Here is a 23,502-nt window from a genome sequence, read left to right as displayed (position 1 = left end):
AAGGCCTCTTTTGGGGCCTTCTTTACACGAGACCGGGAGCGACTTTAATATAAAAAGGCCCAAGCTCCGTAATAAATTTAACGACGAGAATGCTCGAAGGCGATTGAATGGCAGCATCACGGTTATAAGTCGGAATAACCATGTCGAGTTTCATATTGAGCTTGGCCACGGCTACCTTACTCTTACCATAAACGATGTTGCAAAATTCCGAAACTAAGTCTTCATTCTCTTTTGTGATCGCAGTGACTTCTTCGTATAAGACGCGGCTACAGACTTTTAAATAGGTTTCTTCCGGGAAAGAGATGAAGAAGCTCCCTGTGAAATAAGGAGACTTAATAGCAAGCTTTCCGCGAATGGTGATGGAGTTCTCCATCTTTTTATAATCAAGTAGAAAGGGAGCAGCGTGAGAGATCTCTTCACACTGGGCCATTTCTTTAATCGTACTCATGGTTGATTCGATAAAAATATTAAGGAAACTCGCATTGCTGATCGTTCCTTCCGTTTTACTTTTTTGATTGGTCTGGTTTTCTGCCTGACGAGTATCAGAGACCAGGCGGTGGTAAATATCTGCGGCCGTTGAAGGCATATTGATGATTTTAGCATCGGTGAAATTTTCATCGGCCGTGACTACTTGAAAAGTTTCGAAGTCTTCAAGTGCCAAAAAGATCAACGCATTTTTCTGACCACTTCCTCTGATGTATTTACCAAACTCAATGATCGAATCGTTACTATGAGTGCTGTCGAAAACAAAACTTGAAATAAATTTCCCGGAGTTTCTTAATTTTTTGAGTGAATCAATGTCGCGCAAGAATTCAATTTCAATTTCTGTATCAGATCTTTTTTGCTGATTGATCAAATTGAAAAAGCTTAAGTTTTTAGAGACGACACCAATCTTATGAATCATGGGGGACTCTTCGGACGTTTTTTATGAATACACGCTAAATTAATCTTCAAGAATTGCTAAATAATGTGTATTTACCCACGAGGATTAGTCGAAATGAATGAATCACAAACCTTAGTGATTAATCGGTAGGGAGGGCAATTTCAACAATTTACGTAATGCCTTCCAGTTAGAGGTCTCAGCAAACGTTGGCCAGGTGCAGATGGTGAGAGAAGAGGCCCTCAGTTAATTTACTCTTAATTAAAATTAACTTTGGGAGACTCTATGACAGCTGTTTCAAATCCTTTTGAAAAGTTTCAATCGCTAAAAACAATTCCGATAACCGACAAAGATAAACTGACTAGCATTTATGAGAAATTGCTTTCGATGAATCTATCTTCAAAGGAAGAAGTTTTAAAATTTCAAAAGCAAAGAGACCTTATTGAAAAACATAACGTCAATGAAATGGCCGAAAGTTATTTTCTAATGACGATTGATGTGGCCAGTGAAGAAAAGAAAAAAAGAAAAGATTTTTATGACCAGGTGATTTCACCTCTGGTTAAAGAATATGATGAGAAATTAAACCAAAAATTTCTTGCTTCTAAAGTGGCCCAGGAAATGGATGGCCCTTTTGCTCTTCTTCGCCGCAATCAAAAGAATGAAATGGAACTTTTTTGCCAGGAAAACCTTGAACTCCAAAAAGAAATGGACAAAATTTCCAACGAACTGACGGAGCTTCAAGGTAAAATGATGGTCAACTGGAGAGGAGAAGAAAAACCTCTTCCTGCAGTTTACCCTTATCTCAAGTCAGAAGACCGCGCTGTTAGAAAAGAAGCTTTCGAAGCCTTGAGACAATCTGAGATGAAGGTTTATCAGGAAATTGATGAGAAGTTTGACCAGTTACTGACTCTTCGTAATCAAGTTGCAAAAAATGCTGGATTTCCAAGCTACACGGCCTATCGTTTTAAAGAAATGCAGCGCTTTGACTGGAATGAAAAGCATTGTTTTGATTTCCATGCGGCCGTGAAAAAACATATCGTGCCTCTTAAAGAAAAACTCCTAGAGAGAAGAAAAAAGAACCTAAAATTAGACGTCGTAAGACCTTATGATGTTGGTGTCGATATCAACGGCAGGGCTCCTCTGCGCATTTATGAAGAAGGCGATACGAAGTCTTTAATTGAAGGGGCCGGAAAAATTGTTAAGGCCATTGATAGCGAGCTTTTTGGGTACTTTAATCAAATCAAAACGAATCAGCTCCTTGACCTGGATTCTCGCGAGAACAAAGCTCCAGGTGGTTACATGGTTATGTATCCCGTGTTTGAGCAAGCTTCTGTTTTCTACAATGGAGTTGGGCTTGCGGGAGACTTGATGGTTCTTCTCCATGAGCTTGGTCACTGCTTTCATTACTATCTTGGAAAAGATGTTGCGCCTTACTCACTTCAAAATTGGACTTCTGAAGTCGCCGAAGGTGGTTCAATGAGTATGGAATATATCGGTCTGGAAAAAATGAGTGAGTATCTGCCACAGGAGCAGTGCCAGAGAATTAAAGAAGATAAACTCATGAGCATTATTGGTCTCTTCACAATGTGTGCCCGTGGAGATGAATTCCAGCACTGGATTTATGCAAACCCTGGGCATACGAGCGAGATGCGCAGACAGAAGTGGACGGAGCTCTCGCGCATTTACAATGCAGGTGTTGAAGCAGGCGAGTACGAAGAAGACCTGGCAAAAACAGAATGGCAGTTCCCTCACATTCTTCAGATGCCTTTTTACTTTATTGATTACTCAATTAGTGAACTTCTTGCTCTGACGATCTGGGATCGCTATAAAAAAGACCCTGTAGATGGAATCACTCGTTATAAAAACGGTTGTCGTATTGCTGCTTCAAAAACAGTTCCTGAAATTTATGAAGTTTTTGGGACGAAGTTAAGCTTTGGAGAAGATGTGATTGCTCCATTGGCGAAAAGATTAGAAAGTGAGTTAAGCCTCTCATAAATAAAAAAGGCCAGGGGAAAACCCTGGCCTTCATTAAAAGATCTTTTAAAAAGATTATCCTTCTACGTTTGCACCAACAACAGATGCTAGTTGAAGCATGCTGATTGTTTGTCCAAGCTCTAGACCAGTGAAGTCTGTCACTTTACCAGTTGATTTGCTTGTTACTTTCGTTGCTTTGAAAAGTGGAAGAAGAGTTGCGTCTGCAACGATGAATTTTCCAGCGCCTTCTGCTTTTCCGTTTTCTGTTTTAGCTTGAAGGTTGTTTTCTTTGATGTAGTCCCAGAATTTTTGAGTGATCGCAGTTCTTGGAAGTTCAGTTGCTCCACAGAATGCAGCTAGCTTTGAATTTAATTTAACTGGTTTGTTTAGTCCTACTTCTGACATATTTTTCATCCTTGTTAGTGTGTTGTGGGGATATTATTGAATAAAAAACACAATAGTACGACTGCTAGTAACTTAAAAAATCTCATTTCTGCGATTTTTTTCTGTCGGCAGGATGATTTATTCCATCCATGACAGGGACTTCGCCCAATTCATAAGGGTTTACACCTTCCAGGCAGGCCACATTAAAAGCGTACTGGTTAGGATTTGAGCGCCTTTGATGATGTGTATAGATTCCACATACAGAGCAAAAATAGTGTTTGGCCGTAAATGTATTGAATTGATAAAGAGTGAGTTTGTCTTCACCACTTAAAATTTTTATATTTTCTAAATCCACAGAGGCGACAATGGCCCCTCTCATTCGGCAAAAAGAGCAATCGCACCTGCGTGGGTCTTCAAGCCCTCGAGGAAGATGAATTTCAAGTTGTACGCTTTTGCAGTGGCAGGAAGCCTTATGGAATTTTTCGATGTTCATTAGGAAAAAATAGCTTGGAATTAGGCAAAAAAAAAGCCTCGAATAAATCGAGGCTTTTTTTAAACTTGGTACACCCACGGGGATTCGAACCCCGGTTACCGCCGTGAAAAGGCGATGTCCTAGACCGGGCTAGACGATGGGTGCATATACTGCAATTCGTTGATTTTACCGGTGTTTTCGAAATGGTGATCTCTCTGCGACTCGAACGCAGGACCCTCTCCTTAAAAGGGAGATGCTCTAACCAACTGAGCTAAGAGACCATTTTGTTTTCGAAAGTGAGATTAAAAATAGTGTCCCCGTGCTTTTTTGTCAAACTTTTTTTCAACTTTTTTAATGAATTATTTTTCATACGTCTTGATCTCTAGCGTAACGAGGACTATGTTCCTCATCTATGGAAAATACAGAGGTAAATCTAAATAATAAGCGTGTAGCCCTTCATACTTTGGGGTGTCGTTTGAATCTGTCTGAGACGGGTTCAATCGCTCAAGGTTTTAAGGACCGCGGATACGATATTGTTGATTTCGGTGAGCCTGCTGATGTTGTTTTCATCAACACTTGTACTGTTACAGATGCAGCTGATTCCACTTGTAGAAACTTAATCAGAAAAGCGCACACATCTTCTCCTGAAGGAAAGATTGTCGTAGCTGGTTGTTATGCTCAAATGGAGCCGGCGAGAATTGCGGGCATGCAAGGAGTTGACCTGGTTTTAGGAAACTCTGAGAAATATAAAGTCTTCGAATACCTGGATGAAGAAAAAGAAAACGCGATCCACGTTGATAAATCGTGGGAGTTCTATAGTGCCGCAACGACATCTGCAGACTCACACACCAGAGCGTTTTTAAAGATCCAGGACGGCTGTAATTACGTTTGTTCTTTCTGTATCATTCCTTTTGCCCGTGGACGCTCAAGAGCGATCTCTGTGGCAGACGCAGTAACGGAAGCAAAAAAACTTGTGGCCCAAGGATTTAAAGAAATCGTTCTTACAGGTGTTAATATCGGTGAGTACGAACAGGCCTCAGGTGAAAAACTTCATGACTTAGTGGCGGCAGTTCTTGCGGTCGAAGGCCTGGAGAGATTCAGATTATCAAGTGTAGAGCCAAATACAATTACAGATGAGCTTCTAGAGGTTCTAAAAGCTTCTCCAAAAGTTATGGATCACTTCCATATTCCACTTCAAAGTGGAGATGATGAGATCCTAAAAGCAATGAGAAGAAAATATACTGTGGCCGATTATAAAAGAATCATCGGCAAAATCATGGCGGCTTTCCCGAATGCGGGAATTGGTGCAGACGTGATCGTTGGTTTCCCTGGGGAAACTAAAGAGCAGTTCGAAAATACATTTAATCTTCTAAAAGAACTTCCCATCACGCACTTCCACGTTTTCCCTTATTCGAAGAGAAAAAACACGACAGCGGCGAAAATGGAAAATCATATTCACTCGGCCGTTAAAAAAGAGCGCGTAAAAACGCTTATGATGTTCGGGGACGCGAAGCTGAACCTTCTAAGTGAAGACCAAATCGGAAAGAGAACGAAAGTTTTATTCGAAAGAAGAAACAAGTTAGGACTTTTCGAGGGGTATTCTTCAAATTATGTGAGAGTTCAGGTTAGTACTGATCAGGATCTTTCAAATGTGGAGAGAGAAGTTCTCGTCACAGGAATGCTTGAAGGCAAACTGGTCGGAGAACTTCTTCAGTAGTCTACTCTATTGATTCAACAAAACATTCCAATTTGTCACTGGCCTTGTCTTTTTCGACGATCGCAGTGAAATGGAACATGCTATCCATTCTGTCTGGCATGTAGAGTGCGTAGCCGCCATCTACATTAAACTTTTGGTAGAAAGGGTATTTTCTGACCGCTTTCTTATCAATTGTTAACACACCGGCATTGAATTCCGGCTGGTCATCGATAGAGTAGGCAACATCAAGCAGGCTTGTTTCGCTAGTGATTGAACCAGCTAGAGAGGCCTTTTCTTTGGCGCCGAAAAGATAGCGTGCTTCACAGTGAAACTCGCGTTCACTGGCGTTGACTTGGGATGAAAGTAATAGAGCGAGTGCAAGTAATAATATCTTCATAGTAAGCTCCTTAAAACCACTATAGGCCTGAAGCTTACCAGAGTGAAATATATTGTTTAATGAGCGTCTATCTAATAAATAGATGCCTTTTTTACGGGCGAATAACGATCTTTGTAGGCACTTCCAGCATACCGTAGATTTCATCAATCTCAGCATCTGTTACTGCGATACATCCATTCGTCCAATCAAGGTAAGGAAGGGCCGCGCGGATCAGGTCGTCAGCAAGACCACCAAGACCTACTGTGTTTAACCACTCAGTCATCTCTTTAAAGTCGTTTGGAAGGCCGTGAAGCATGATATCTCCACCAGGCTTTACACCAAGGGCCTTGGCCTTAAGTTTATCCTTAAAATTCGGGTAAGAGATGTGTAGTGATTTATGGAATTTTGACTCTGGGTTTTTCATATCCAGCTCGTAGTTTCCTTCCGGCGTTTTATTGTCGCCTTCCTGAACTTTATGCCCGACAGGGTTTCTTCCCAGCATGATTTTGTATGACTTGATGACCTGGTCCTTTTTATTTACCAGCTCAAGGCGGCGCTCGCTCTTAAAAACGCGAACTAAGGCAACCTCACTTTTAGCAAATACATTAGATGTAGTAATAGATAAAACAAGTGCAAGTAATACTGCTCTCATGCTCTTCCCCAAGAGTTATTTGAATTTGGCCGGATACTAAGATTCGCTCTACGGAAAGCCAAGGGACAGTGAAAAAAATATAGATTTTTAGGGGCATTCACCCTAAATTGTTAGGATGAAAACTACAAATACAATCACTACTAAAATCAACGACCAACGAGTTGAAATCAAGGGCGAAAACGCCTTCATGACTCTTGGTAATTTCCTTAGAAATGAAGAGTCTTTAACCGGGACAAAAATTGTTTGTGCCGAAGGCGACTGCGGGGCCTGCACAGTCCTGATCGCTAAAGACATCGATGCTTCAGGAAAGCTGGAATTTAAATCGGTCAACTCATGTATTCTTCCTCTTTATTTGATTGATGGCGCTCAAGTCGTCACTGTTGAAGGGATTGGAAAAAATGTGGGAATGAACATCGACCTGCATGAAGTTCAGCAGAAGATGATTGATCACAACGGAGCTCAGTGTGGGTATTGCACGCCTGGTTTTATTTGTGCCATGGCCGGAGCTGTTGAGAAAGTAAAGTCTTGTGGTGGAGAGCTGACTGAAAAGAAAGCAAAGAATTTTTTAACAGGAAATCTTTGTCGTTGTACTGGGTATCAACCGATCATCGATGCGGCCACATCAATTGATTTAAACAAGGTCGAATTATTAAAAGACCGCTACCACAGCCCTGAGTGGATCAGCGAAATGAAGACCATCAAATCACAAACTGTTGAGATGAAGTTTACTGATAAAAGTATTTTTCTTCCAGCGACGCTTAAAGAAGCGCTTAAAAAGAAATCAGAAAAAAATGATGTCCGCTTAATTGCCGGCTCAACTGACATTGGAGTGGTGGTCAATAAAGGAAAACTTGAAACGCCGGATACGATGGCGCTTTATCATATTGATGAGCTCAATGTGATTTCTCATGACGATCAATTTATCAATGTGGGAGCAACGGTTACGTTGACTGAGTTTGAAGACTACGTGGAAAAACATTTCCCGGAAATGTCGCGCCTTCTGCGCATTTTTGCTTCTCCACAAATTAAGAATCAGGGGACAGTGGTTGGAAACGTGGTGAATGCTTCTCCCATTGCGGACACTATTCCATTTTTGATGGTGAGTGATGCGATTGTGGAATTAGAAAGCACAAGTGGCAAACGCGAAGTGGTACTTTCTAAGTTTTATGTGGGTTATAAAAAGCTCGACATTAAAGCTGATGAGATTGTGACGAGAATTAAGATTCCAGTGCTGGCAAAAAATGAAAAAACCAGGTTGTATAAAGTTTCCATGAGAAAAGACCTGGATATCTCGGCCGTGACTTTTGCGGCAAGAATTGTCTTTGAAGGAAAGAAGATGGCAAAGGTGTCGATCGCTCTTGGTGGAGTGGCGGCAACAGTCGTAAGGCTTTCTGATATTGAAGCGAAACTTACTGGAAAAGATTTTTCAGAGAAAGTTTTCCATGAGGCCGCTGCTTCACTAGATCAATACATTAAACCGCTTTCTGATTTGCGTGCTTCAAAAGAGTACAGAATGCTGGTAGCGAGAAACTACTTCAAAAAGTTCGCTCTGGAAGTAGGAGGTGAGCTGTGAGTGTAGGAAAAAGTGTTCATCACGATTCAGCAGTTGGTCACGTTACGGGAACGAGTGTCTTTATCGACGATCGCCCGAGACTAAAAAATGAAGTGTTTGCTGGAGTGATTGGTGCTCCGGTTTGCGCCGGGAAAATCATCAAAATTGATGGTTCGGCCGCTCTAAAAAACGATGGAGTTTATGGAGTTTTTACTGCCCATGATATCCCTCACAATAATTGGGGGACCATTGTCCCTGAGCAACCGATCCTGGCTTTTGAAAAAATTGGCTATATTGATGAGCCGGTTTGTGTAGTTGCTTGCCGCGATGAAGAGACTTTTAACAAAGTAAAAAAATTAATTAAGATTGAAGCCAAAGAAGAAAAACCAATCCTCTCGATTGATGAGGCGATTGAAAAGAAATCGATTCTTTGTGAGGCCAAGCCTTTTGTCAGAGGAAATGTAGATGAGGTTTTAAAGAAATCTCCTCACACACTAAAGGGCGCCTTTGAGTGTGGTGGGCAAGAGCATTTTTACATGGAAAGCCAGGCGACGATTGCTTACCCGTTAGAGAATGGACAAATTGAAGTTCACTCTTCATCTCAGCACCCGACTGAAACTCAGCACGTGGTGGCCCATGCTTTGGGGCTTGATTACTCTCAGGTTGTTTGTATCGTTAAAAGAATGGGCGGAGGTTTTGGCGGTAAAGAATCTCAGGCCGCACACTTTGCGGCAATGGCAGGGCTCGTTGCTTATAAATTAAATCGCCCGGCAAGACTTGCGCTGACAAAAGATGACGACATGATGATGACGGGGAAACGTCACCCGTTTAAGAATTTTTATGAAGTGGGATTTGACGATAATGGTTTAATCACTGCACTTAAGGTTCATATTTATGCTAACGGGGGAGCTTATGTAGATTTAACTCCTTCGATTTTAGATAGGGCCATGTTCCACGCAGACGGATGTTATTACCTGGAAAACTGCTACATCGAAGGGAAGGCCGTTCGCACTCATCAGCATTCAAATACGGCCTTTAGAGGATTCGGCGGGCCTCAAGGGAATATGACGATGGAGAGTATTATTGAAGATATTGCTCACTATCTGAAAAAAGATTCATTTGAGATCAGAAGATTAAATCTTTATGGAAAAGACTCGCGCAATGTGACTCCTTATAACCAGGTTGTAGAGCATAATGTTCTTCCTGAACTTTTTGATAAACTTCATAAAGACAGCGATTACGAAAAGAGAAAGGCAGAAATTAAGTCCTTTAATGAAAAGAAAAATGGCAAACTTCGTGGTCTATCAATGACCGGAGCCAAGTTCGGGATTGCTTTTACCACTAAATTCTTAAATCAGGGCAATGCCCTGGTGAATATTCACCTCGATGGTACGATTCAAGTTTCAACCGGGGCCACAGAGATGGGGCAAGGGGTGAATACAAAGATGCAGCAGATTGCAGCGACATGTTTTGGGATTCCTCATACAAATGTTGTGATGATGCCGACATCAACTGAAAAAAACCACAACACTTCTCCAACAGCGGCTTCTAGTGGAGCTGATATTAATGGAGGTGCTGTGTTTAAAGCTTGTGAGGACTTGCTCTCAAGACTTCGCTGGGTGTTTAACGAGCTTCATAACTCAGGCATTCAGTACGACACCATTAAAACGATGCCACCAGTTGATTTAAGTGTGGATTTATCGCACATTGAATTTGTCGACAGCACAGTTGTTGATACTAAAACTAAAAAGAGCATGGCCTTTAAAGATCTATTAAAACAAGCTTACTTAAATCAATTCTCGCTTGCGGGTTATGCTTTTTATAAAACACCTGATCTTGGGTTTGATAAGAACACTTGTCAGGGAAGAGCGTTTAATTATTTCACTAATGGCGCCGCTGTCAGTGAAGTTGAAATTGATGAATACACAGGAGAGCTAAAAGTTCTTCGCACCGATATTCTAATGGATTTGGGGCGCCCGATTAATCCGGGGATTGATATTGGACAGGTGAGTGGAGCTTTTGTTCAAGGGATGGGATGGGTGACGACAGAAAACCTTTTCTATCATGAATCAGGGAAACTTCTGGCCCATAGTCCGACAACTTATAAAATTCCAAACATTCAGGACACGCCGAGAGTCTTTAATGTTGAGTTATTAGAAAATCACACTAACACCAGAAACGTCATGAGATCAAAGGCCGTTGGTGAACCACCTCTGCTTCTAGGAGCGAGTGTGTGGACCGCGGTGAAGAATGCTCTTTTTCATAGAAGTAAAGGAGTGGTTCCGCACATTACAAGTCCTGCGACCAACGAAGTGATTTTGATGGAGCTTAATCGTTATGAGTAAACCGATTCTCGAGAGAATTTTAGAGCTTCAAGACAGTGGAGAGACATTTATTGTCGCGACTCTGGTTAATACCAGAGGAAGTGCTCCACAGGAAGTGGGCGCTAAAGTTTTAGTCGGAGAAAAGGGTTATATCGATGGCACGATTGGCGGAGGAAAAGTTGAGGAGCGAGTGATTGCTCATTCAAAAGAGATGTTAAGAACCAACATGGCAAACGACTATGCAGAATGGAACCTTCAGACTGACATTAAGATGACGTGTGGTGGAGTGGTGAGTTTTTTCTTTGAACGAGTTCAGAAAAAACCATCATGGGAGATTGCTGTTTTTGGAGCGGGACATGTGGCCCAGGAAGTCGTAAGACTTCTCTTAAAACTAGAATGCTCACTTACTTGTGTCGATCCCCGTCAGGAATGGTTGGATAAACTTCCTGAGCATCACAAACTAAAAAAAATTCAGACGAGCGAAATGAAAGATGTAGTGGCCACGTTAAGGCCTGGAACTTTTATTGCCTCGATGACCATGGGGCATGCCTTTGACTTGCCAATTCTTCACGCGGCCATGGAAAGAAATGTTTTTCCTTATATCGGGGCCATTGGCAGCGATTCAAAAGCAGCAGTGCTTCGCGCAGACTTAAAAAAGCAAAACGTTTCTCCTGATCTTATTGCCAAACTTTATTGCCCAATTGGAGAGCCCATTGGCAATAACACACCAGTAGAAATCGCTATTAGTATCGTGGCGCAGATGATTAAATTGCGCGATCTTTAAAAGACGCCTTTTAAAAGATGATCACTATCATTGAATCTTCAGTCTTAAGATCTATACTCTAGGTATTGTTCGATTATCTCTTCAGCAGATAATTAAAATATCAAGGAGGCCTTATGTTAGCAGCAAAGTTTATTCCTGGAGAAAAGAAACTGTCATTAAAAGATGTCGCAATTCCTGAACCTGGTCCCAAAGAGGTTTTGTTAAAAGTTCGTGCAGCGGGGATTTGTCACTCTGATTTACACATTTTATCAGGAGAAATTCCTTATACGACTTCATTTACCATGGGTCACGAAGGATGTGGTGAAGTTGTTAAAACGGGAAGTGCAGTCAAAGAAAAATTTAAAGATGGTGTCTTGTATGCGGTTCACGGGCCGAATCCTTGTGGCGAATGTTCATATTGCAAGTCAGGACACGACAATCTTTGCAATAGTCCAGATCGTGCTTATATCGGTATTGGAGCTGACGGTGCTTATGCTGAGTACATGGTTGTACCCGCAAGAAACATTGTCGAAGTTCCACCTGGAATTTCTCCACAAGTCGCAGCTGTTGCGACAGATGCGGTATTAACACCATACCATGCAATTAAAACACTGGGGGAAGTCACTCATAACACAAAAGTTTTACTCATCGGTTTAGGTGGATTGGGAATGAATGGACTCCAAGTCGCGCTGGCACTTGAGGCCGATGTGACTGTTTGTGACTTAAGAGAGTCATCACTTGAAAGTGCTAAAAAATTAGGAGCAAAAAAAGTCATTAATTCAAAATTTATCGAACAGGAATTAAAACCTCAGTCCTTCGATGTTGTTGTCGATTTTGTTGGACGAGATTCAACTTTTTTACAGTCTCAAAAGTTCGTCCGTGCAGGTGGAACAATTGTTTTAGTAGGACTTGGTTCTTCTCAGGTACCGATTGTGACGGCCTCACTTGCCACTTATCAAGTGAAAGTACAGGGCTCTTTTTGGGGAACACACAAAGAGATGCAGGAAGTTTATGACTTAATTGCAGATAAAAAAATTAAGCCTGAAGTGCAGACAGCTCCTTTAAAAGAAGTGAATCACTGGCTTGAAGAGCTTGAGGCCGGGAAAATACCAGGCAGAATGGCGCTCATCCCATAATCAAAAAAGGCAGAGAGTGTATTAAGCTCTCTGCCATTTTATCTAATGGTAAATAGTAATCATCACCGGAGGCTCAAGGTTATCCCATACCTCCTGCATTTCTCTGTTGGTAAGAGCAATACAACCTGCCGTCCAGTCTTTTCCCACTCCCGGAAACAAAAGCTCTAAAGAGCCATCATCGAGAATCACCGAAAGCTCATTGAGATAATTTGGCATCCCATGCAGAAAAATTTCAAAACCTGGATTCACCCGCATATCGCGGGCGCGGGCCACATCTTCGGGATTGGGGTAATTGATATGAATTGATTTATAAAAACTCGAGTAGGGATTTTTATAATCAAAGCGGTATTCACCTTCAGGAACGAGTTTATCACCTTCGCGCCTTTTAGGGGCCATTCCCCCGCGAGAGAGCATGACGGTGTAGACTTTGGTGATTTCTCCCTGATAAAGCATCTCCATCCTGTGTCTTGTTTTATACACACGGACTTCATCGACCTGGTAAGCTTCCGCAGTGGTTAGAGTAGTAATGAAAAGGGCCATGAGTGTTGTCATTATCTTTTTCATAATTAAACGCTAACAGAATTTTTTTCCGGTGGCCTTTATAATTTTTACTTGAATGTTTGTGTTCGCAAAATCTAAAATAGATTCCAAAAAAAATTAACTGAGGAATGTATGACTGAAGAAGTAAAAGAAGATCATAGTTTTGAAATTAAGTGCGGAGTTCTGATTGCCATTTTTGCAGCTGTCATGGCCTTGTCTGATATGTTTGCCGGGAAATACGGGGAAGATGAAATTAAATTCATCAATGAGAAGTCCAGTGCGTATATGTGGTATCAGGCAAAAAGTATTCGTGAAACCAATGTAGAAGGTCAACGCGACCTGATCAATACAATGATTGAAGGCAAAGGTTCTAATGACCCTGCAGTAGTTAAGTTAAAGGAACACACTGACAGGCTAACGAAAAAAATTGAGCGCTACGAAAAAGAAAAAAAGGAAATCCTTCTTGGTTCAAGCAAAGTAGGTGAGGCCAACTGGGTACAAGACGTAGACGGAAAATTAGGTCAGGTTATTGGCGCTAAAGAGTACGAAGAAAAAATTGAAATCTTAGGACGTGCAGGAGATCAGTTTGACCTTTCGAATCTATTCTTTCAATTGTGTCTGGTTATGGGAGCAATTAGTTTAGTTGTGAAGAAAGAAAAACTTCAGCAGGTTTTCTTTTTTGTCATGATTGGTTTAGGTATTATTGGCTCGGTTTTTTCTGCCCTGGCACTTAATATCGCCGCTGCTGCTTAATTATTTCAACTTCAAGGTCATCACGACATCATCAATGACGTGGTGACCGACTCTTAGTCGGTCTTCGTAAACGAAGAGCTCTTTAAATCCGCATGACGTATAAAGTTTTTTTGCCGGAATGTTATGGGCAAAATAGGACAGGTCTATCCAGGAAAGACTTTCTTGTTCGCGTGCCCAGGCAATCGCCATTTCTAAAAGTTTTTTACCGTGTCCCTGACCTCTGGCCGCCATTTCAAGGCCCATTCCAAGTTGAGCGCGGTGAAGAGTTGCATGGAAAAGATTTTTTAAATGCACATGACCTAAGACAAGATCGTCTTGGACGAGAATAAAACTTCTCGACCATCCCTCTTCCGTTACAGGTTTAGTCCATGCCAGGAGGCGCTCTTCTTTTCTTTTGTCCCAGTCGAATTCGTGATCGGGAAGGAAGGGGTGAGACAAGGAGCCGTTAAATCCCGGCTCCTTCATGTGTCTCTTATCGTTTTCGATAACTAGAGTGATATCTTCGTATGTGGCAGGTCGAATTACAAAACTCATTTCTAGAAGTAGTTCTTTCTAAAAAGGATCTCTTTTCTTTCTGGCCCAAACGCTAGAATCCCTACAGGAATTCCCAGGAATGTTTCAATTTCCTTAATGTATGCATTTAGTTCAGGAGAAAGGTCTTTGTCAGTCTTGTTAGTGAAGTCATCTTTAAATGGCTTAAGCGTTTTATAAACGGGCTTAGCTTTATAAAGATCAATTCCCGGGTAAGCACAGTCAATTTGCTTTCCTTCGTATTCGTAGGCCACACAAACTTTCAGTTCATCAACAAAACAAAGGATGTCTAGTTTTGTTAAGGCAATTGAAGTTAAGTTAGAAGCTTTGACTGAGTACTTTAGAAGTGGAAGGTCTAACCATCCACAACGGCGTTTTCTTCCAGTCGTCGCTCCAAACTCTTTTCCAATAGTTTGAATTTTTTCTCCCACTTCATCAAAAAGTTCAGTAGGGAAAGGTCCTTCTCCAACTCTTGTCGTGTAGGCCTTCGTGATTGCTAAAACTTCCTGAACAGATGATTCTGGAATTCCGGCACCAGTGTAAATCCCACCAAGTGATGTTGAAGATGAAGTAACAAACGGATAAGTTCCGTAGTCCACATCAAGAAGAATCCCTTGAGCTCCTTCGAAAAGGATTTTTTTGTTAGCTTGAACAGCTTTATCAAGGAACGAGAAAGTGTCACATACGAACGGTTTTACGTTTTTTCCAAGTTCAAAAAGTCTTTGTGCTTCTTCTTCAATTGAAGGGAAGTCGATGTTGTAGCGGTGTTTGAAAAGGATTTCTTTTTCACCAAGGTTTCTTGCCAGTTTTTTCTTAAGGTTTTCCATGTCGAAAAGATCCTTAAGTTTTACAGCACGTCTTCCGACCTTATCTTCATAAGCAGGTCCGATTCCTTTTCCTGTTGTCCCGATTTTTACAGAACCTTGAGACTCGCGGGCCGCATCTAAAAGCTTATTGTAGCTCGTGATGATGGTCGCGTTTTCAGAAATTTTTAAATTTTCTGAGGTCACTTTAATTCCAGCGTCAGCTACGTTTTGTAGTTCTTTCTGGAATGCTTCCGGTTCAAAAACCACTCCGTGACCGATCACTGAAGCACAGTGAGGGTGGAGGATTCCTGAAGGGATTAAGTGAAGAACAATTTTTTTTCCGTCGACGATGATGGTGTGACCGGCGTTGTTTCCGCCCTGGTAGCGAACTACCACATCACATTTTTCGCTTAAGAGGTCGGTGATTTTGCCTTTGCCTTCATCACCCCATTGAGCACCGATAATCGCTAGTGTTTTCATTACTTTCCTTTTACTTCGTTGAGTAGGTTATTGTTTACGAAGAACTCATTGATTTGGTGTACGGCCATTTCTCCCACTCTGAATTGAGCTTCTTCAGTTGAAGCACCAACGTGTGGAGACATGATCAGGTTGTCTAGTTCGATAAGTTTTGAGTCAGCTGGCAGAGGCTCAGTGGCAAAAACGTCGAAACCAGCGCATCTGATTTTTTTCTCTTTAAGAAGTGTGTAAAGAGCTTCTTCATCTACAATTCCACCGCGAGCGGCGTTGATTAAGATAGCGTCTTTTTTCATAAGGTTTAGAAGTTCACCTGTCACCATTCCTTTTGTTTGTGGAAGTAGTGGAGTGTGGATTGTCACGATGTCACAAGTAGAAAAGATTTCTTTTAGGTCAGCAACTTTTCTTGTGTTAGGTAGGTCTGATTTTTCCATGACCGGGTCAAAGAATAGAACTTCAGGCTCAAATCCAGAAATTCTTTTGGCCACGATTTGTCCGATGCGACCAAAACCAACGATACCAACTTTTTTCTTCCATAACTCAAGTCCAGTAAGAGCGTTTTTCTCCCACTTTCCTTCGTGCATTGTTTTGTTGGCAAACGGAGTGTTTCTTAAACAAGACATCATAAGAGCAACAGCTTGTTCAGCAGCAGAGTTGTTGTTTGCTCCTGGAGTGTTGGCCACTTTTACGCCTTTTTCGGCGCAAAGATTTTTATCGATGTTGTCCGTACCTTCTCCGGCGCGGATAACGATTTTTAAATTTGGAGCTAGAGCAAGAAGTTCAGCGTTGACTGTTGTCGCTGACCTGATGATTAATCCATTCACTTTTGGCAGAAGAGTTTTTAATTCATCTTGTGAAACTTTTGAAGTCGGGTGTACTTCAAGATTTGAATTCTTTTTTAGTTCTTCAAATAGAGACTTATCAAAGCCGTCTGGAACGACAATAAAAGGTTTCATGCGATCTTTCTCCTATAGAATTTAGGGTAGCGGGTGAATGTTTTGGGATTCGCCCCATTATAGGACCGCTAGGAGGAAGTTTCAACTAAATGTCAGTTAAAAGGTTTTGAAGATGGTCGGTTAGTTTATGAAGGGCCTCGGCCGGAAAACTCATCTGACGGTAAGTGATCCCTGAAAGATCGAAGATCTTCTTGGCAATTCTGTTTGTTTCCTGCTCATGATGCTTATCTGAAAGATAAATAACTTCTTTTACTTTAGAGGAAGCGATCAGTTTCGCGCATTCATTGCATGGAAAATGAGTCACATAGGCGCGTGAGCCTTCTAAAGAACGCGTGGCATGTAAAATAGCGTTGGCTTCAGAGTGAACAACGTAGCCGTATTTTTGGAATTCCAGAGGAGCGGACTTGTCTTTCCCCCAAGGAACTTTTGATTCGTCGATTCCTGCAACAAACCCGTTATAGCCCATAGTGATCTGGTGATTGCTCTTGTCGACGAAAACTGATCCAACTTTGGTCGATGGGTCTTTTGATTTAAAGGCCGCGATCATCGCCTGAAGCATGAAGTATTCATCCCAAGAAAGCGCAGATTTCGAGGGAATAAAGTTAATTTTTTGGTCTGTTGTGTCTGTCATAGTGGTATTAAAATCCAATTTTAGGGCCCTTTTAGTCAAGAAAATTAAAAAGTTTCTTGTATCATCTTATTTAAGTCGTTACACTTTAAGAGAATATTCACTAATTGAGGTTTCAATGAAAACAGATTTTGATACATTGCGTGCACTCGCTAGCTATACGATCAACAATCTCAAAGAGAAAAAGTTGATTGAATTTCACCCTTCTAAGCGTGAAGAGCTAATCGAAGCGATGGCTACGGAATACGGCGTTAGTTTCGCAACTGACGAAGACGTAAGAGACCAGGCAATTGAAGAAGTAGAAGAAAAAATGGGGGTTGATAACCTTCCTGAAGACGTTACTGAATCAGAAATGTTCAACCATGCTAGAAAAGAGATCATCAAGTCGTTTAACGGCGAAAACATCGGTGGTCTGTATTTAGTTGAGTCTTTACATCAGATTGCAGTGAGAATGAAAGATTTCGTTCTTGAGTGCGACCTGATCGACGACGTGTTTGGATCTGATGAGGACCTGATTTCTTTCTTAGTTGCTAAGATCAGACTCTTCTCTCCTAAAAAGAACTAATCCTAGAGGGACCGAAAGGTCCCTTTTTTTTTGCCCAAAAACTAAGAAACATTATGATTCGTCCGATCTGTTCGGTATGAAAGCTTTTAAAAAATTCACTCTCTTCCCCGTTCTACTCCTGAGTTTATCTGTCAGTTATTCTGCTGAAGTTAAAAAGCAGTTTTATGTGCTCGGAGGCGGAGGAGAGCCGGTCGGTAAAAGCACGATCTTTGATAATGATTTAAAACTCATCTCCAGCTTTACTGGTTCGAAGAAAAACGGCTGGGAGACGACTATAAGTTTTAATGGTGGCCACGAAAACACGGAGAGCATCATTGCTAAGAAAATGAGCAACGTGAGAAATAAAGGTCCCTTTATTGAATCCAATTACAACGAACTCATTAATGAAATGATTAAGAAGATTGAAAGTGGTGAGCTGGCGGCCGGGGACCAGTTAATGGTGACAATCGATTCCCATGGCGCGCGCAAGAGTTATGAAAAAACTCATCAGATTGCTCTTGCCGGGAGTGCTCTATCTAATCTTAAAACGCTCGAGGGAGCTCAAACGATTAAGCTGGATAACTTAGAGAAGTTGGCGAGCCTTGCCGCTGAAAAAGGAGTGAAGCTGGCCCTCATCGATATGAGCTGCTTTTCAGGAAATCTTCTCAATATAAAAAATGACAAGGTTTGTTTTATCTCAGCAACTGGTCCGGAGCAATACGGTTATGCAGGCTCTGTCGATCTGGGGATTTTTACAATGACCAGCACCTTTAGTGGAAAGTTCTATGACCTTCTGAAAAAGGGGAGAAACCTGGAAGAGATTTTTCTAAATGCAAGAATGAGAGGTGACTCGCCGGAGTTTCCGATGATTTCAAGTGTGGAAGGAGACATGATCCATCAGGCCCTTTATCAAATGCTTCTTCCTTACATGCGATACAATAGAAAAACGATTACCGATTTCCATGAGTCTTATGACTCCAATTATCGTGATTTTGAAAATCAGGTATGCACTTTGAATAAGCAACACAATTCCCTGATGAGTCTTCTTACTCAGGCAGAAGTGATGGCAAAAATCGGGGATGAGTCGATGAACAATGAGTTTCGTTCGTTGAAATGGGCCCTGGAAAAATACCGCGATTATCAGCTTGTGTACGAAGAAGCACTCAGAGCAAAACTTAAAGTTGGCGATGAGATCAAGGCCATCCTTGAAAAAGATTATGCCGAGGATTCTGCACTTTGGAAGAGATACTATCCTGAGGCCTTTATCAATTTAGATTTAGACTACACTATAAAAGTCATGCAGGAGTTGGCGGATAAAGAACAAAATGAGCGCATGAAAAAAATCTGGTTGGGTTCTTTAAAAGATTCGCAAAGACAAAAAGAGATTATTGAAGGAGTTAAGAGCAAGTTAAGTGATAACTCTAAAGCGGCCTTACAGAATGCGCAGAAGGCCTTTGCAGACTCAGGAAAAACGTACTCGCTTGCTTCTCAGGTGACGGTTGAGGCCAGAAAAGTTTACGATACACTTTATAAATCAATGCAAAAAGAATCTAAAAAAAGCAATCCTTGCAGGGAGTTTGTCCTGTGAAAAAAATATTTGTTCTCTTGATGATTCTTAGTTCAAGTGCTTTTGCTGAGTGCGGGATTCATCTTTTTAAAGGTGTTTTAAGGGAGAGTCAAACTTCTTCTTTAAAGTTTCATTATGTCGTTAATGAACAGGCTAAATCACAAATGACGTTCGAATTTAAAGATGCCAAAGACCTGAGCGCTCTTTTGCCAATGCTGAATAAGCCGTCTTCATTCAAAGGGAAGATTGGCAAAAAGATGGATGGGACTAAAGGTGTTGTCGGTGAGATTGAAGCGATTAACGAACGTTTTCCCAACCCGCTGTCCGGGGCCGATACTGGAATTGAGCTGGTCACTAAAATGAAGTGTGATTAATTCTTAGAATTGAAATTCCAAACCAAGAGCATAGTAGTCATCGTTTAAATACCCTTTTTTAGTGTAGATGCGGGCATTTCTCACAATCGCCTTAGCTTCGTTTGTCAGCGAATCAAAAAAACTTAACCCCTCAAGCTCGATAGTCTCTGTGAGTTTGATATTGCTGAGAGTTTCTTTGCTGACAATAATACAGATTCCGGTTTTCGAAATATTGTAGATAGGGCAAGCGACATCCACTGTAGGAATATTGTTGTCACGGCTTTCAAATTTTGCCGAGACAAAACGTTTTTCTTCCTGAGGAATATAAAAACGCGGATGAATGCGCAGCTCTTTTAGTCTTACGTCGTGAGGGATTTGAAAAGCGAGTGAACCTTTTTTTGAAGACACTGAAACAGAGGCCTTGGTTTTAAAAACGAAGTCCTGCACTTGCAGTAGAAAATAAGTTTCAAGCTTAGGATTGAATGTCACTTTTTGTTCTTCAGCGATAGCAACAGTGAAAGTTCCATTATAGGAATCAAGTGAAGCAAACTTCACTTCACATTTAAAAGTGCGCTCACCTGAGGCCGGGTCTTTTTGCCAGATAGTCATAGAAGTTTCTGATTCAAACTTCTTTTGAACTAACTTAATGATTTCTTCGCGGTTTTTTGAAATGCGATAGTCTTCCATACTAGTAGTATCGGATGATCCAGAATTTTCTCCAACATTTCATGGGTATTAACTAGTTAGGCATGAGAAGCATCCAATAAAATATGGCACTTAAATAAGAATTTTTTAAGTGTGTTGCTCTACGAGGGCAAGCCTTAACATGACCTCTTCGAAGTAAGGTCCTTCAACTAAACCATTGAGGATAGAGCTTTTACTTTCAGCATACATGTATTGTCCGCTCTTTAAATTTCTGATGAGAAAAGCATCGTAATAAAGTCTTTCGGCCCTTTCTGCTGTTGCTGTTCCTTCGAGGCGAACCATCTCATAAAGGCCGGATTTAATCAGGTCTTTCTCTCTGAAGTCGCTTGGATTGTGAATTACACTGTTTTCTTCATCAAAGAGAATATCGCGTGCGTGGATTTTTTCTTTGAAGAGTTCAACGATGTCTTTTTGATCGGGAATTGTATTCCAGATAAAACGCGCTTCCCATTCATAGCGAGTGTCGAGGCGCTTAAAAAGAAGTTCTTGTTCGGAACCGGAATCAACGACACTCCACCAGCGGGGAGTGATGAGTTTAAATTCTTTAAAAAGAATGTCCTGAGAATTTTCCAGGTAGTTCTTTTTTTCGTTTTTAATCACTCGCATGGTGTAGACCCCAAGACCCATTAAAAGGAAGAAGGCGATCCATTCAAAAGCGAGTCCGATATTTGCAATAACCATATGAGGTCCTTGGTTTTTATTTAAAAGAGGGGAAAGGTCCAGTATTTTGAAACGCAATTCCTTAGGGTTAGAAGAAACCTAACTAGGCAGAAAGATCTCACTAAACTTTTCTCAGGTAATTACCGAAAATAGATATTGAGTTGAACTCTCTATCCTTTTCGGAGACGCGTTTATGAAGCGATTTTACAACAAACAGGGCCCTGGTATCAAAGGGAAAGTTCTCACAAGTGTGATGTCACTGACATTGCTCATGAACTTTCAGACGCCGGCACTGGCAGCATCATCAACAGATTGTGAAGGGATGAATCACCCTGCTTATCAAGATGAATACCGCGCTTGTTTAAGAGTGGATATCGCAGCTTCGGCGAGTGCCGCAGGTGTAGATTGTATCGACTGTCTTTTTGCTCAAAAGCAAGAATCAAATCCATGGGTAGAAGCACTAGGGATCGTAGCTCAACCACTAGCATACGTGGGAGCGACATACCTTGGAGCAAAATACGCTTATAAATCACAACAAGCGTGGGCCAATGCTTATGAAGCTGGTCACACACAATGTACAAACAGATTTAACTCTTATTTAAATTACAATACAGAACGCGGAGCAAACCCAATTCTTCCTGACGAAGCTCAGGGTTTAGCAGCTTCATGTAATGGAATGGGAATGGGAATGTACGCTGGATACGGTGGACTTTCTGGTAACGGCTACGGCGGTTACGGCAACCCATTTCAAAGCGCAGGTTACTCATCAGGATTCCTTGGTGGAATGATGGGGCCATACTACGGTGGTGGTTATGGTGGGTACGGAACAGGAATTGGAAACGGCGGGTTCGGTGCTGGTCTTGGTTTAGGGATTGGTAGCGGTCTGGCCGGAATGCTTGGGTATGGTTACCCGGGAATTGGAATCAGTGGTGGAATTAGTATCGGTGGCGGACTTGGAGGATATCCAGGAATGGGCGGATACGGTGGTATTGGTGGATACCCAGGAATGGGTGGAATCGGCGGTTACCCTGGAATCGGTGGAAGCATCGGTATCGGTGGTGGAATCGGCGGATACCCTGGCATGGGCGGAATTGGTGGTGGCATCGGTGGATACCCAGGAATGGGCGGAATTGGTGGCGGCATCGGTGGATACCCTGGTATGGGTGGAATTGGTATCGGCGGTGGCATCGGAATCGGTGGTTACCCGGGAATTGGTGGAATTGGCGGTATTGGAATCGGTGGTTACCCAGGAATGGGTGGAATCGGCGGTTACCCTGGAGCTGGTATCGGTGGTGGAATTAATATTGGAATCGGTGGTGGTATCGGAGGCGGTATTGGCGGTGGATATCCGGGAATCGGAATCGGCGGCGGTATTGGTGGATACCCAGGAATGGGTGGAATCGGTGGTTATCCAGGAATGGGTGGCGGAATTGGTTACCCAGGGGCCGGTGGAATTTATGGGCCGGGAATTGGTATCGGGGGATCTATTGGTGTAGGTGGCCCAGGTGTTAACTACCCAGGCGGAATTGGAATTGGTATCGGTAACACTGGTGGATGTGGAATCCTATGTGTTGGCGGCGGTATCGGTGGAGGCATCGGCGCAGGAGCTGGTGGATATCCAATCGGTGGCGGAGGATATTATCCAGGTGGTGGAACTGGCGGTTACTATCCAGGTGGCGTCGGTGGTAACGGTGGATATTACCCTGGTGGTGTAGGTGGAAATGGTGGTTATTACCCAGGCGGCGTTGGAGGTAACGGTGGTTACTATCCAGGCGGTGTAGGTGGTAACGGTGGATATTATCCAGGTGGTGTTGCTGGTAACGGCGGATACTATCCAGGAGTTGGTGGAAACGGTGGATACTACCCAGGTGGTGGTGTTTACGGGCCAGGAACTATTGGTGGTGGAGCTGGTGTCGGTGTCGGCGTTGGTGGACCAAACAATGGTGGATACTGGGGAGGAACTGGCGGATGGAACGGTTCAGGTGGTTACGGAACTGGTGGTATGAACGGTGGATACTATGATCAGTATCAGGCCCAAATGCAGATGCAGTACGGAATCATGGGACAAAACCAGGCGATTGCTAACCGTATGCAAGGAAACGCAATGACAAACCAAATGGGGATGCAAGCGCTTCAACAAAATTATCAAACAGCTTACAACGACCTATACTCAATGGGTGGAGCTGGGTACTACGGTGGAGCTCCATACTCTGCTGGAAACCTAGGCGGAGTCTTCGGAGTACAAGGCGGAATTTCAGCAAGCTTTGGAATGTAATTAGAAAATTAAATCAGATAAAAAAAGAAAGGCTCCCGATGGGAGCCTTTTTATTTTTTGTGCATTAGCGTTCTGTAATCGTCTTTAAAAAGAACTTCGATCTTATTGTTGTCGATGAGTTTCTCAACAACACCCTGTCCGAATGTCGGGTGATTAATCACATCTCCCATTTGGAAAGAGTCTCTAATTGAGTATTCTTTTCCTTGAGACGTCGTTTTGTTCATTGCTTTTGTCCAAAGGTCGGTTACTGATTCAGATGATTTTTTACCACCAGCAGAACGTGCGTTCTTAATGACTCTATCAATTGAAGTTTTCTTCTTTGTTGCACTAGGATCTTTAAACGTGTGAGTCGCTTTACAAGTCTTACACTGAACTTTATCAGCTTCAGTTGCTGATTTCATAGTCACGATGATGTGTGCTAGAATCAATTTACATTTAGAGCAGTGAGAGAGGATTTCTTTTCCAACGCCGATTGAAGACATAATTTTTGAACCTATTTTG

Annotated in this window: 24 protein-coding genes and 2 tRNA genes; 11 read left to right on the top strand and 15 right to left on the bottom strand. The window is 42.1% G+C overall.

Going from position 1 to position 23,502, the window contains the following annotated elements:
- Window positions 1-22 precede the first annotated feature (22 nt).
- On the bottom strand, window positions 23-904 hold the full coding sequence (locus tag AC6JA8_RS15815; RefSeq protein WP_497974664.1) for a chemotaxis protein CheX: 882 nt from the start codon (window positions 902-904) through the stop codon (window positions 23-25).
- Window positions 905-1,165: 261 nt separating this feature from the next.
- On the opposite strand from AC6JA8_RS15815, the gene AC6JA8_RS15810 reads away from it, so the two are divergent.
- Window positions 1,166-2,875 (top strand): M3 family oligoendopeptidase, encoded by a 1,710-nt coding sequence (locus AC6JA8_RS15810; RefSeq protein WP_497974663.1) that lies wholly within the window; start codon window positions 1,166-1,168, stop codon window positions 2,873-2,875.
- A 54-nt stretch (window positions 2,876-2,929) separates the two neighbouring features.
- Here AC6JA8_RS15810 and AC6JA8_RS15805 read toward each other — a convergent pair whose 3' ends face one another.
- The 4 genes from AC6JA8_RS15805 to AC6JA8_RS15790 form a co-directional block, all read right to left on the bottom strand.
- A complete protein-coding gene (locus tag AC6JA8_RS15805; RefSeq protein WP_497974662.1) occupies window positions 2,930-3,259 on the bottom strand; it encodes an SWIB/MDM2 domain-containing protein in 330 nt (109 codons plus the stop codon).
- Window positions 3,260-3,341: 82 nt separating this feature from the next.
- The gene (locus AC6JA8_RS15800; RefSeq protein WP_497974661.1) at window positions 3,342-3,731 is read right to left on the bottom strand and encodes a GFA family protein; all 390 of its coding nucleotides are present in this window, start codon (window positions 3,729-3,731) and stop codon (window positions 3,342-3,344) included.
- A 66-nt stretch (window positions 3,732-3,797) separates the two neighbouring features.
- Window positions 3,798-3,875: transfer RNA gene (locus AC6JA8_RS15795), tRNA-Glu, on the bottom strand.
- Between the two features lie 39 nt (window positions 3,876-3,914).
- A tRNA-Lys gene (locus AC6JA8_RS15790) sits at window positions 3,915-3,991 on the bottom strand.
- A gap of 131 nt (window positions 3,992-4,122) precedes the next feature.
- On the opposite strand from AC6JA8_RS15790, the gene mtaB reads away from it, so the two are divergent.
- Window positions 4,123-5,427 carry a tRNA (N(6)-L-threonylcarbamoyladenosine(37)-C(2))-methylthiotransferase MtaB gene (gene mtaB, locus AC6JA8_RS15785; RefSeq protein WP_497974660.1) on the top strand — a complete coding sequence of 435 codons (1,305 nt, stop codon included), beginning with the start codon at window positions 4,123-4,125 and terminating at the stop codon, window positions 5,425-5,427.
- Between the two features lies 1 nt (window position 5,428).
- Here the strand turns inward: mtaB and AC6JA8_RS15780 are convergent, their stop codons facing one another.
- Entirely contained in the window at window positions 5,429-5,803 is a 375-nt protein-coding gene (locus tag AC6JA8_RS15780; RefSeq protein WP_497974659.1) for a hypothetical protein, read from the bottom strand.
- Between the two features lie 91 nt (window positions 5,804-5,894).
- Window positions 5,895-6,434 carry a L,D-transpeptidase family protein gene (locus AC6JA8_RS15775; protein WP_497974658.1) on the bottom strand — a complete coding sequence of 180 codons (540 nt, stop codon included), beginning with the start codon at window positions 6,432-6,434 and terminating at the stop codon, window positions 5,895-5,897.
- A 115-nt stretch (window positions 6,435-6,549) separates the two neighbouring features.
- On the opposite strand from AC6JA8_RS15775, the gene xdhA reads away from it, so the two are divergent.
- The 4 genes from xdhA (at window position 6,550) to AC6JA8_RS15755 (ending at window position 12,209) form a co-directional block, all read left to right on the top strand.
- The gene (xdhA, locus tag AC6JA8_RS15770) at window positions 6,550-8,007 is read left to right on the top strand and encodes a xanthine dehydrogenase small subunit (RefSeq protein ID WP_497974657.1); all 1,458 of its coding nucleotides are present in this window, start codon (window positions 6,550-6,552) and stop codon (window positions 8,005-8,007) included.
- A complete protein-coding gene (xdhB, locus tag AC6JA8_RS15765; protein WP_497974656.1) occupies window positions 8,004-10,331 on the top strand; it encodes a xanthine dehydrogenase molybdopterin binding subunit in 2,328 nt (775 codons plus the stop codon). Before xdhA ends, xdhB begins: the two co-directional genes overlap by 4 nt.
- Entirely contained in the window at window positions 10,324-11,094 is a 771-nt protein-coding gene (gene xdhC, locus AC6JA8_RS15760; RefSeq protein WP_497974655.1) for a xanthine dehydrogenase accessory protein XdhC, read from the top strand. Before xdhB ends, xdhC begins: the two co-directional genes overlap by 8 nt.
- Window positions 11,095-11,207: 113 nt before the next feature.
- Window positions 11,208-12,209: a zinc-binding dehydrogenase gene (locus AC6JA8_RS15755; protein ID WP_497974654.1), complete on the top strand. Its 1,002-nt coding sequence runs from the start codon at window positions 11,208-11,210 to the stop codon at window positions 12,207-12,209.
- Between the two features lie 42 nt (window positions 12,210-12,251).
- On the opposite strand, the gene AC6JA8_RS15750 is transcribed toward AC6JA8_RS15755, so the two are convergent.
- Entirely contained in the window at window positions 12,252-12,773 is a 522-nt protein-coding gene (locus tag AC6JA8_RS15750; protein WP_497974653.1) for a L,D-transpeptidase family protein, read from the bottom strand.
- A gap of 108 nt (window positions 12,774-12,881) precedes the next feature.
- On the opposite strand from AC6JA8_RS15750, the gene AC6JA8_RS15745 reads away from it, so the two are divergent.
- Window positions 12,882-13,502 (top strand): DUF4337 domain-containing protein, encoded by a 621-nt coding sequence (locus tag AC6JA8_RS15745; RefSeq protein ID WP_497974652.1) that lies wholly within the window; start codon window positions 12,882-12,884, stop codon window positions 13,500-13,502.
- Here the strand turns inward: AC6JA8_RS15745 and AC6JA8_RS15740 are convergent, their stop codons facing one another.
- The 4 genes from AC6JA8_RS15740 to AC6JA8_RS15725 all read right to left on the bottom strand — a co-directional run bounded on the left by AC6JA8_RS15740 (window position 13,503) and on the right by AC6JA8_RS15725 (window position 16,900).
- Window positions 13,503-14,036, bottom strand: a complete 534-nt coding sequence (locus AC6JA8_RS15740; RefSeq protein ID WP_497974651.1) for a GNAT family N-acetyltransferase — start codon at window positions 14,034-14,036, stop codon at window positions 13,503-13,505. It abuts the gene before it with no gap.
- 2 nt (window positions 14,037-14,038) lie between these two features.
- Window positions 14,039-15,319 carry an adenylosuccinate synthase gene (locus tag AC6JA8_RS15735; RefSeq protein WP_497974650.1) on the bottom strand — a complete coding sequence of 427 codons (1,281 nt, stop codon included), beginning with the start codon at window positions 15,317-15,319 and terminating at the stop codon, window positions 14,039-14,041.
- Window positions 15,319-16,269, bottom strand: a complete 951-nt coding sequence (locus tag AC6JA8_RS15730) for a hydroxyacid dehydrogenase (protein WP_497974649.1) — start codon at window positions 16,267-16,269, stop codon at window positions 15,319-15,321. Before AC6JA8_RS15730 ends, AC6JA8_RS15735 begins: the two co-directional genes overlap by 1 nt.
- Before the next feature lie 85 nt (window positions 16,270-16,354).
- The gene (locus tag AC6JA8_RS15725) at window positions 16,355-16,900 is read right to left on the bottom strand and encodes a deoxycytidylate deaminase (RefSeq protein ID WP_102244766.1); all 546 of its coding nucleotides are present in this window, start codon (window positions 16,898-16,900) and stop codon (window positions 16,355-16,357) included.
- Between the two features lie 115 nt (window positions 16,901-17,015).
- On the opposite strand from AC6JA8_RS15725, the gene AC6JA8_RS15720 reads away from it, so the two are divergent.
- The 3 genes from AC6JA8_RS15720 (at window position 17,016) to AC6JA8_RS15710 (ending at window position 19,382) form a co-directional block, all read left to right on the top strand.
- Complete coding sequence (locus tag AC6JA8_RS15720) at window positions 17,016-17,462, top strand: hypothetical protein (protein ID WP_102244765.1); 447 nt, start codon at window positions 17,016-17,018, stop codon at window positions 17,460-17,462.
- A 76-nt stretch (window positions 17,463-17,538) separates the two neighbouring features.
- Window positions 17,539-19,029: a hypothetical protein gene (locus AC6JA8_RS15715; RefSeq protein WP_497974648.1), complete on the top strand. Its 1,491-nt coding sequence runs from the start codon at window positions 17,539-17,541 to the stop codon at window positions 19,027-19,029.
- Entirely contained in the window at window positions 19,026-19,382 is a 357-nt protein-coding gene (locus AC6JA8_RS15710; RefSeq protein WP_497974647.1) for a hypothetical protein, read from the top strand. The genes AC6JA8_RS15715 and AC6JA8_RS15710 overlap by 4 nt, the downstream gene beginning before the upstream one ends.
- A 3-nt stretch (window positions 19,383-19,385) precedes the next feature.
- Here AC6JA8_RS15710 and AC6JA8_RS15705 read toward each other — a convergent pair whose 3' ends face one another.
- Window positions 19,386-20,048, bottom strand: coding sequence for a PilZ domain-containing protein (locus AC6JA8_RS15705; protein WP_497974646.1), 663 nt, complete (start codon window positions 20,046-20,048; stop codon window positions 19,386-19,388).
- A 105-nt stretch (window positions 20,049-20,153) separates the two neighbouring features.
- Window positions 20,154-20,747 carry a hypothetical protein gene (locus AC6JA8_RS15700; protein ID WP_497974645.1) on the bottom strand — a complete coding sequence of 198 codons (594 nt, stop codon included), beginning with the start codon at window positions 20,745-20,747 and terminating at the stop codon, window positions 20,154-20,156.
- Between the two features lie 172 nt (window positions 20,748-20,919).
- Here AC6JA8_RS15700 and AC6JA8_RS15695 point away from each other — a divergent pair, with 172 nt between their 5' ends.
- The gene (locus AC6JA8_RS15695) at window positions 20,920-23,001 is read left to right on the top strand and encodes a hypothetical protein (RefSeq protein WP_497974644.1); all 2,082 of its coding nucleotides are present in this window, start codon (window positions 20,920-20,922) and stop codon (window positions 22,999-23,001) included.
- Between the two features lie 50 nt (window positions 23,002-23,051).
- Here the strand turns inward: AC6JA8_RS15695 and AC6JA8_RS15690 are convergent, their stop codons facing one another.
- Window positions 23,052-23,483 (bottom strand): hypothetical protein, encoded by a 432-nt coding sequence (locus AC6JA8_RS15690; RefSeq protein WP_497974643.1) that lies wholly within the window; start codon window positions 23,481-23,483, stop codon window positions 23,052-23,054.
- Window positions 23,484-23,502: the final 19 nt, after the last annotated feature.

The sequence above is a fragment of the Bacteriovorax sp. HI3 genome, assembly GCF_059738875.1.
The sequence above is the reverse complement of the archived record's forward strand: the minus strand, read 5'-3'. Positions and strand labels throughout refer to the sequence as shown.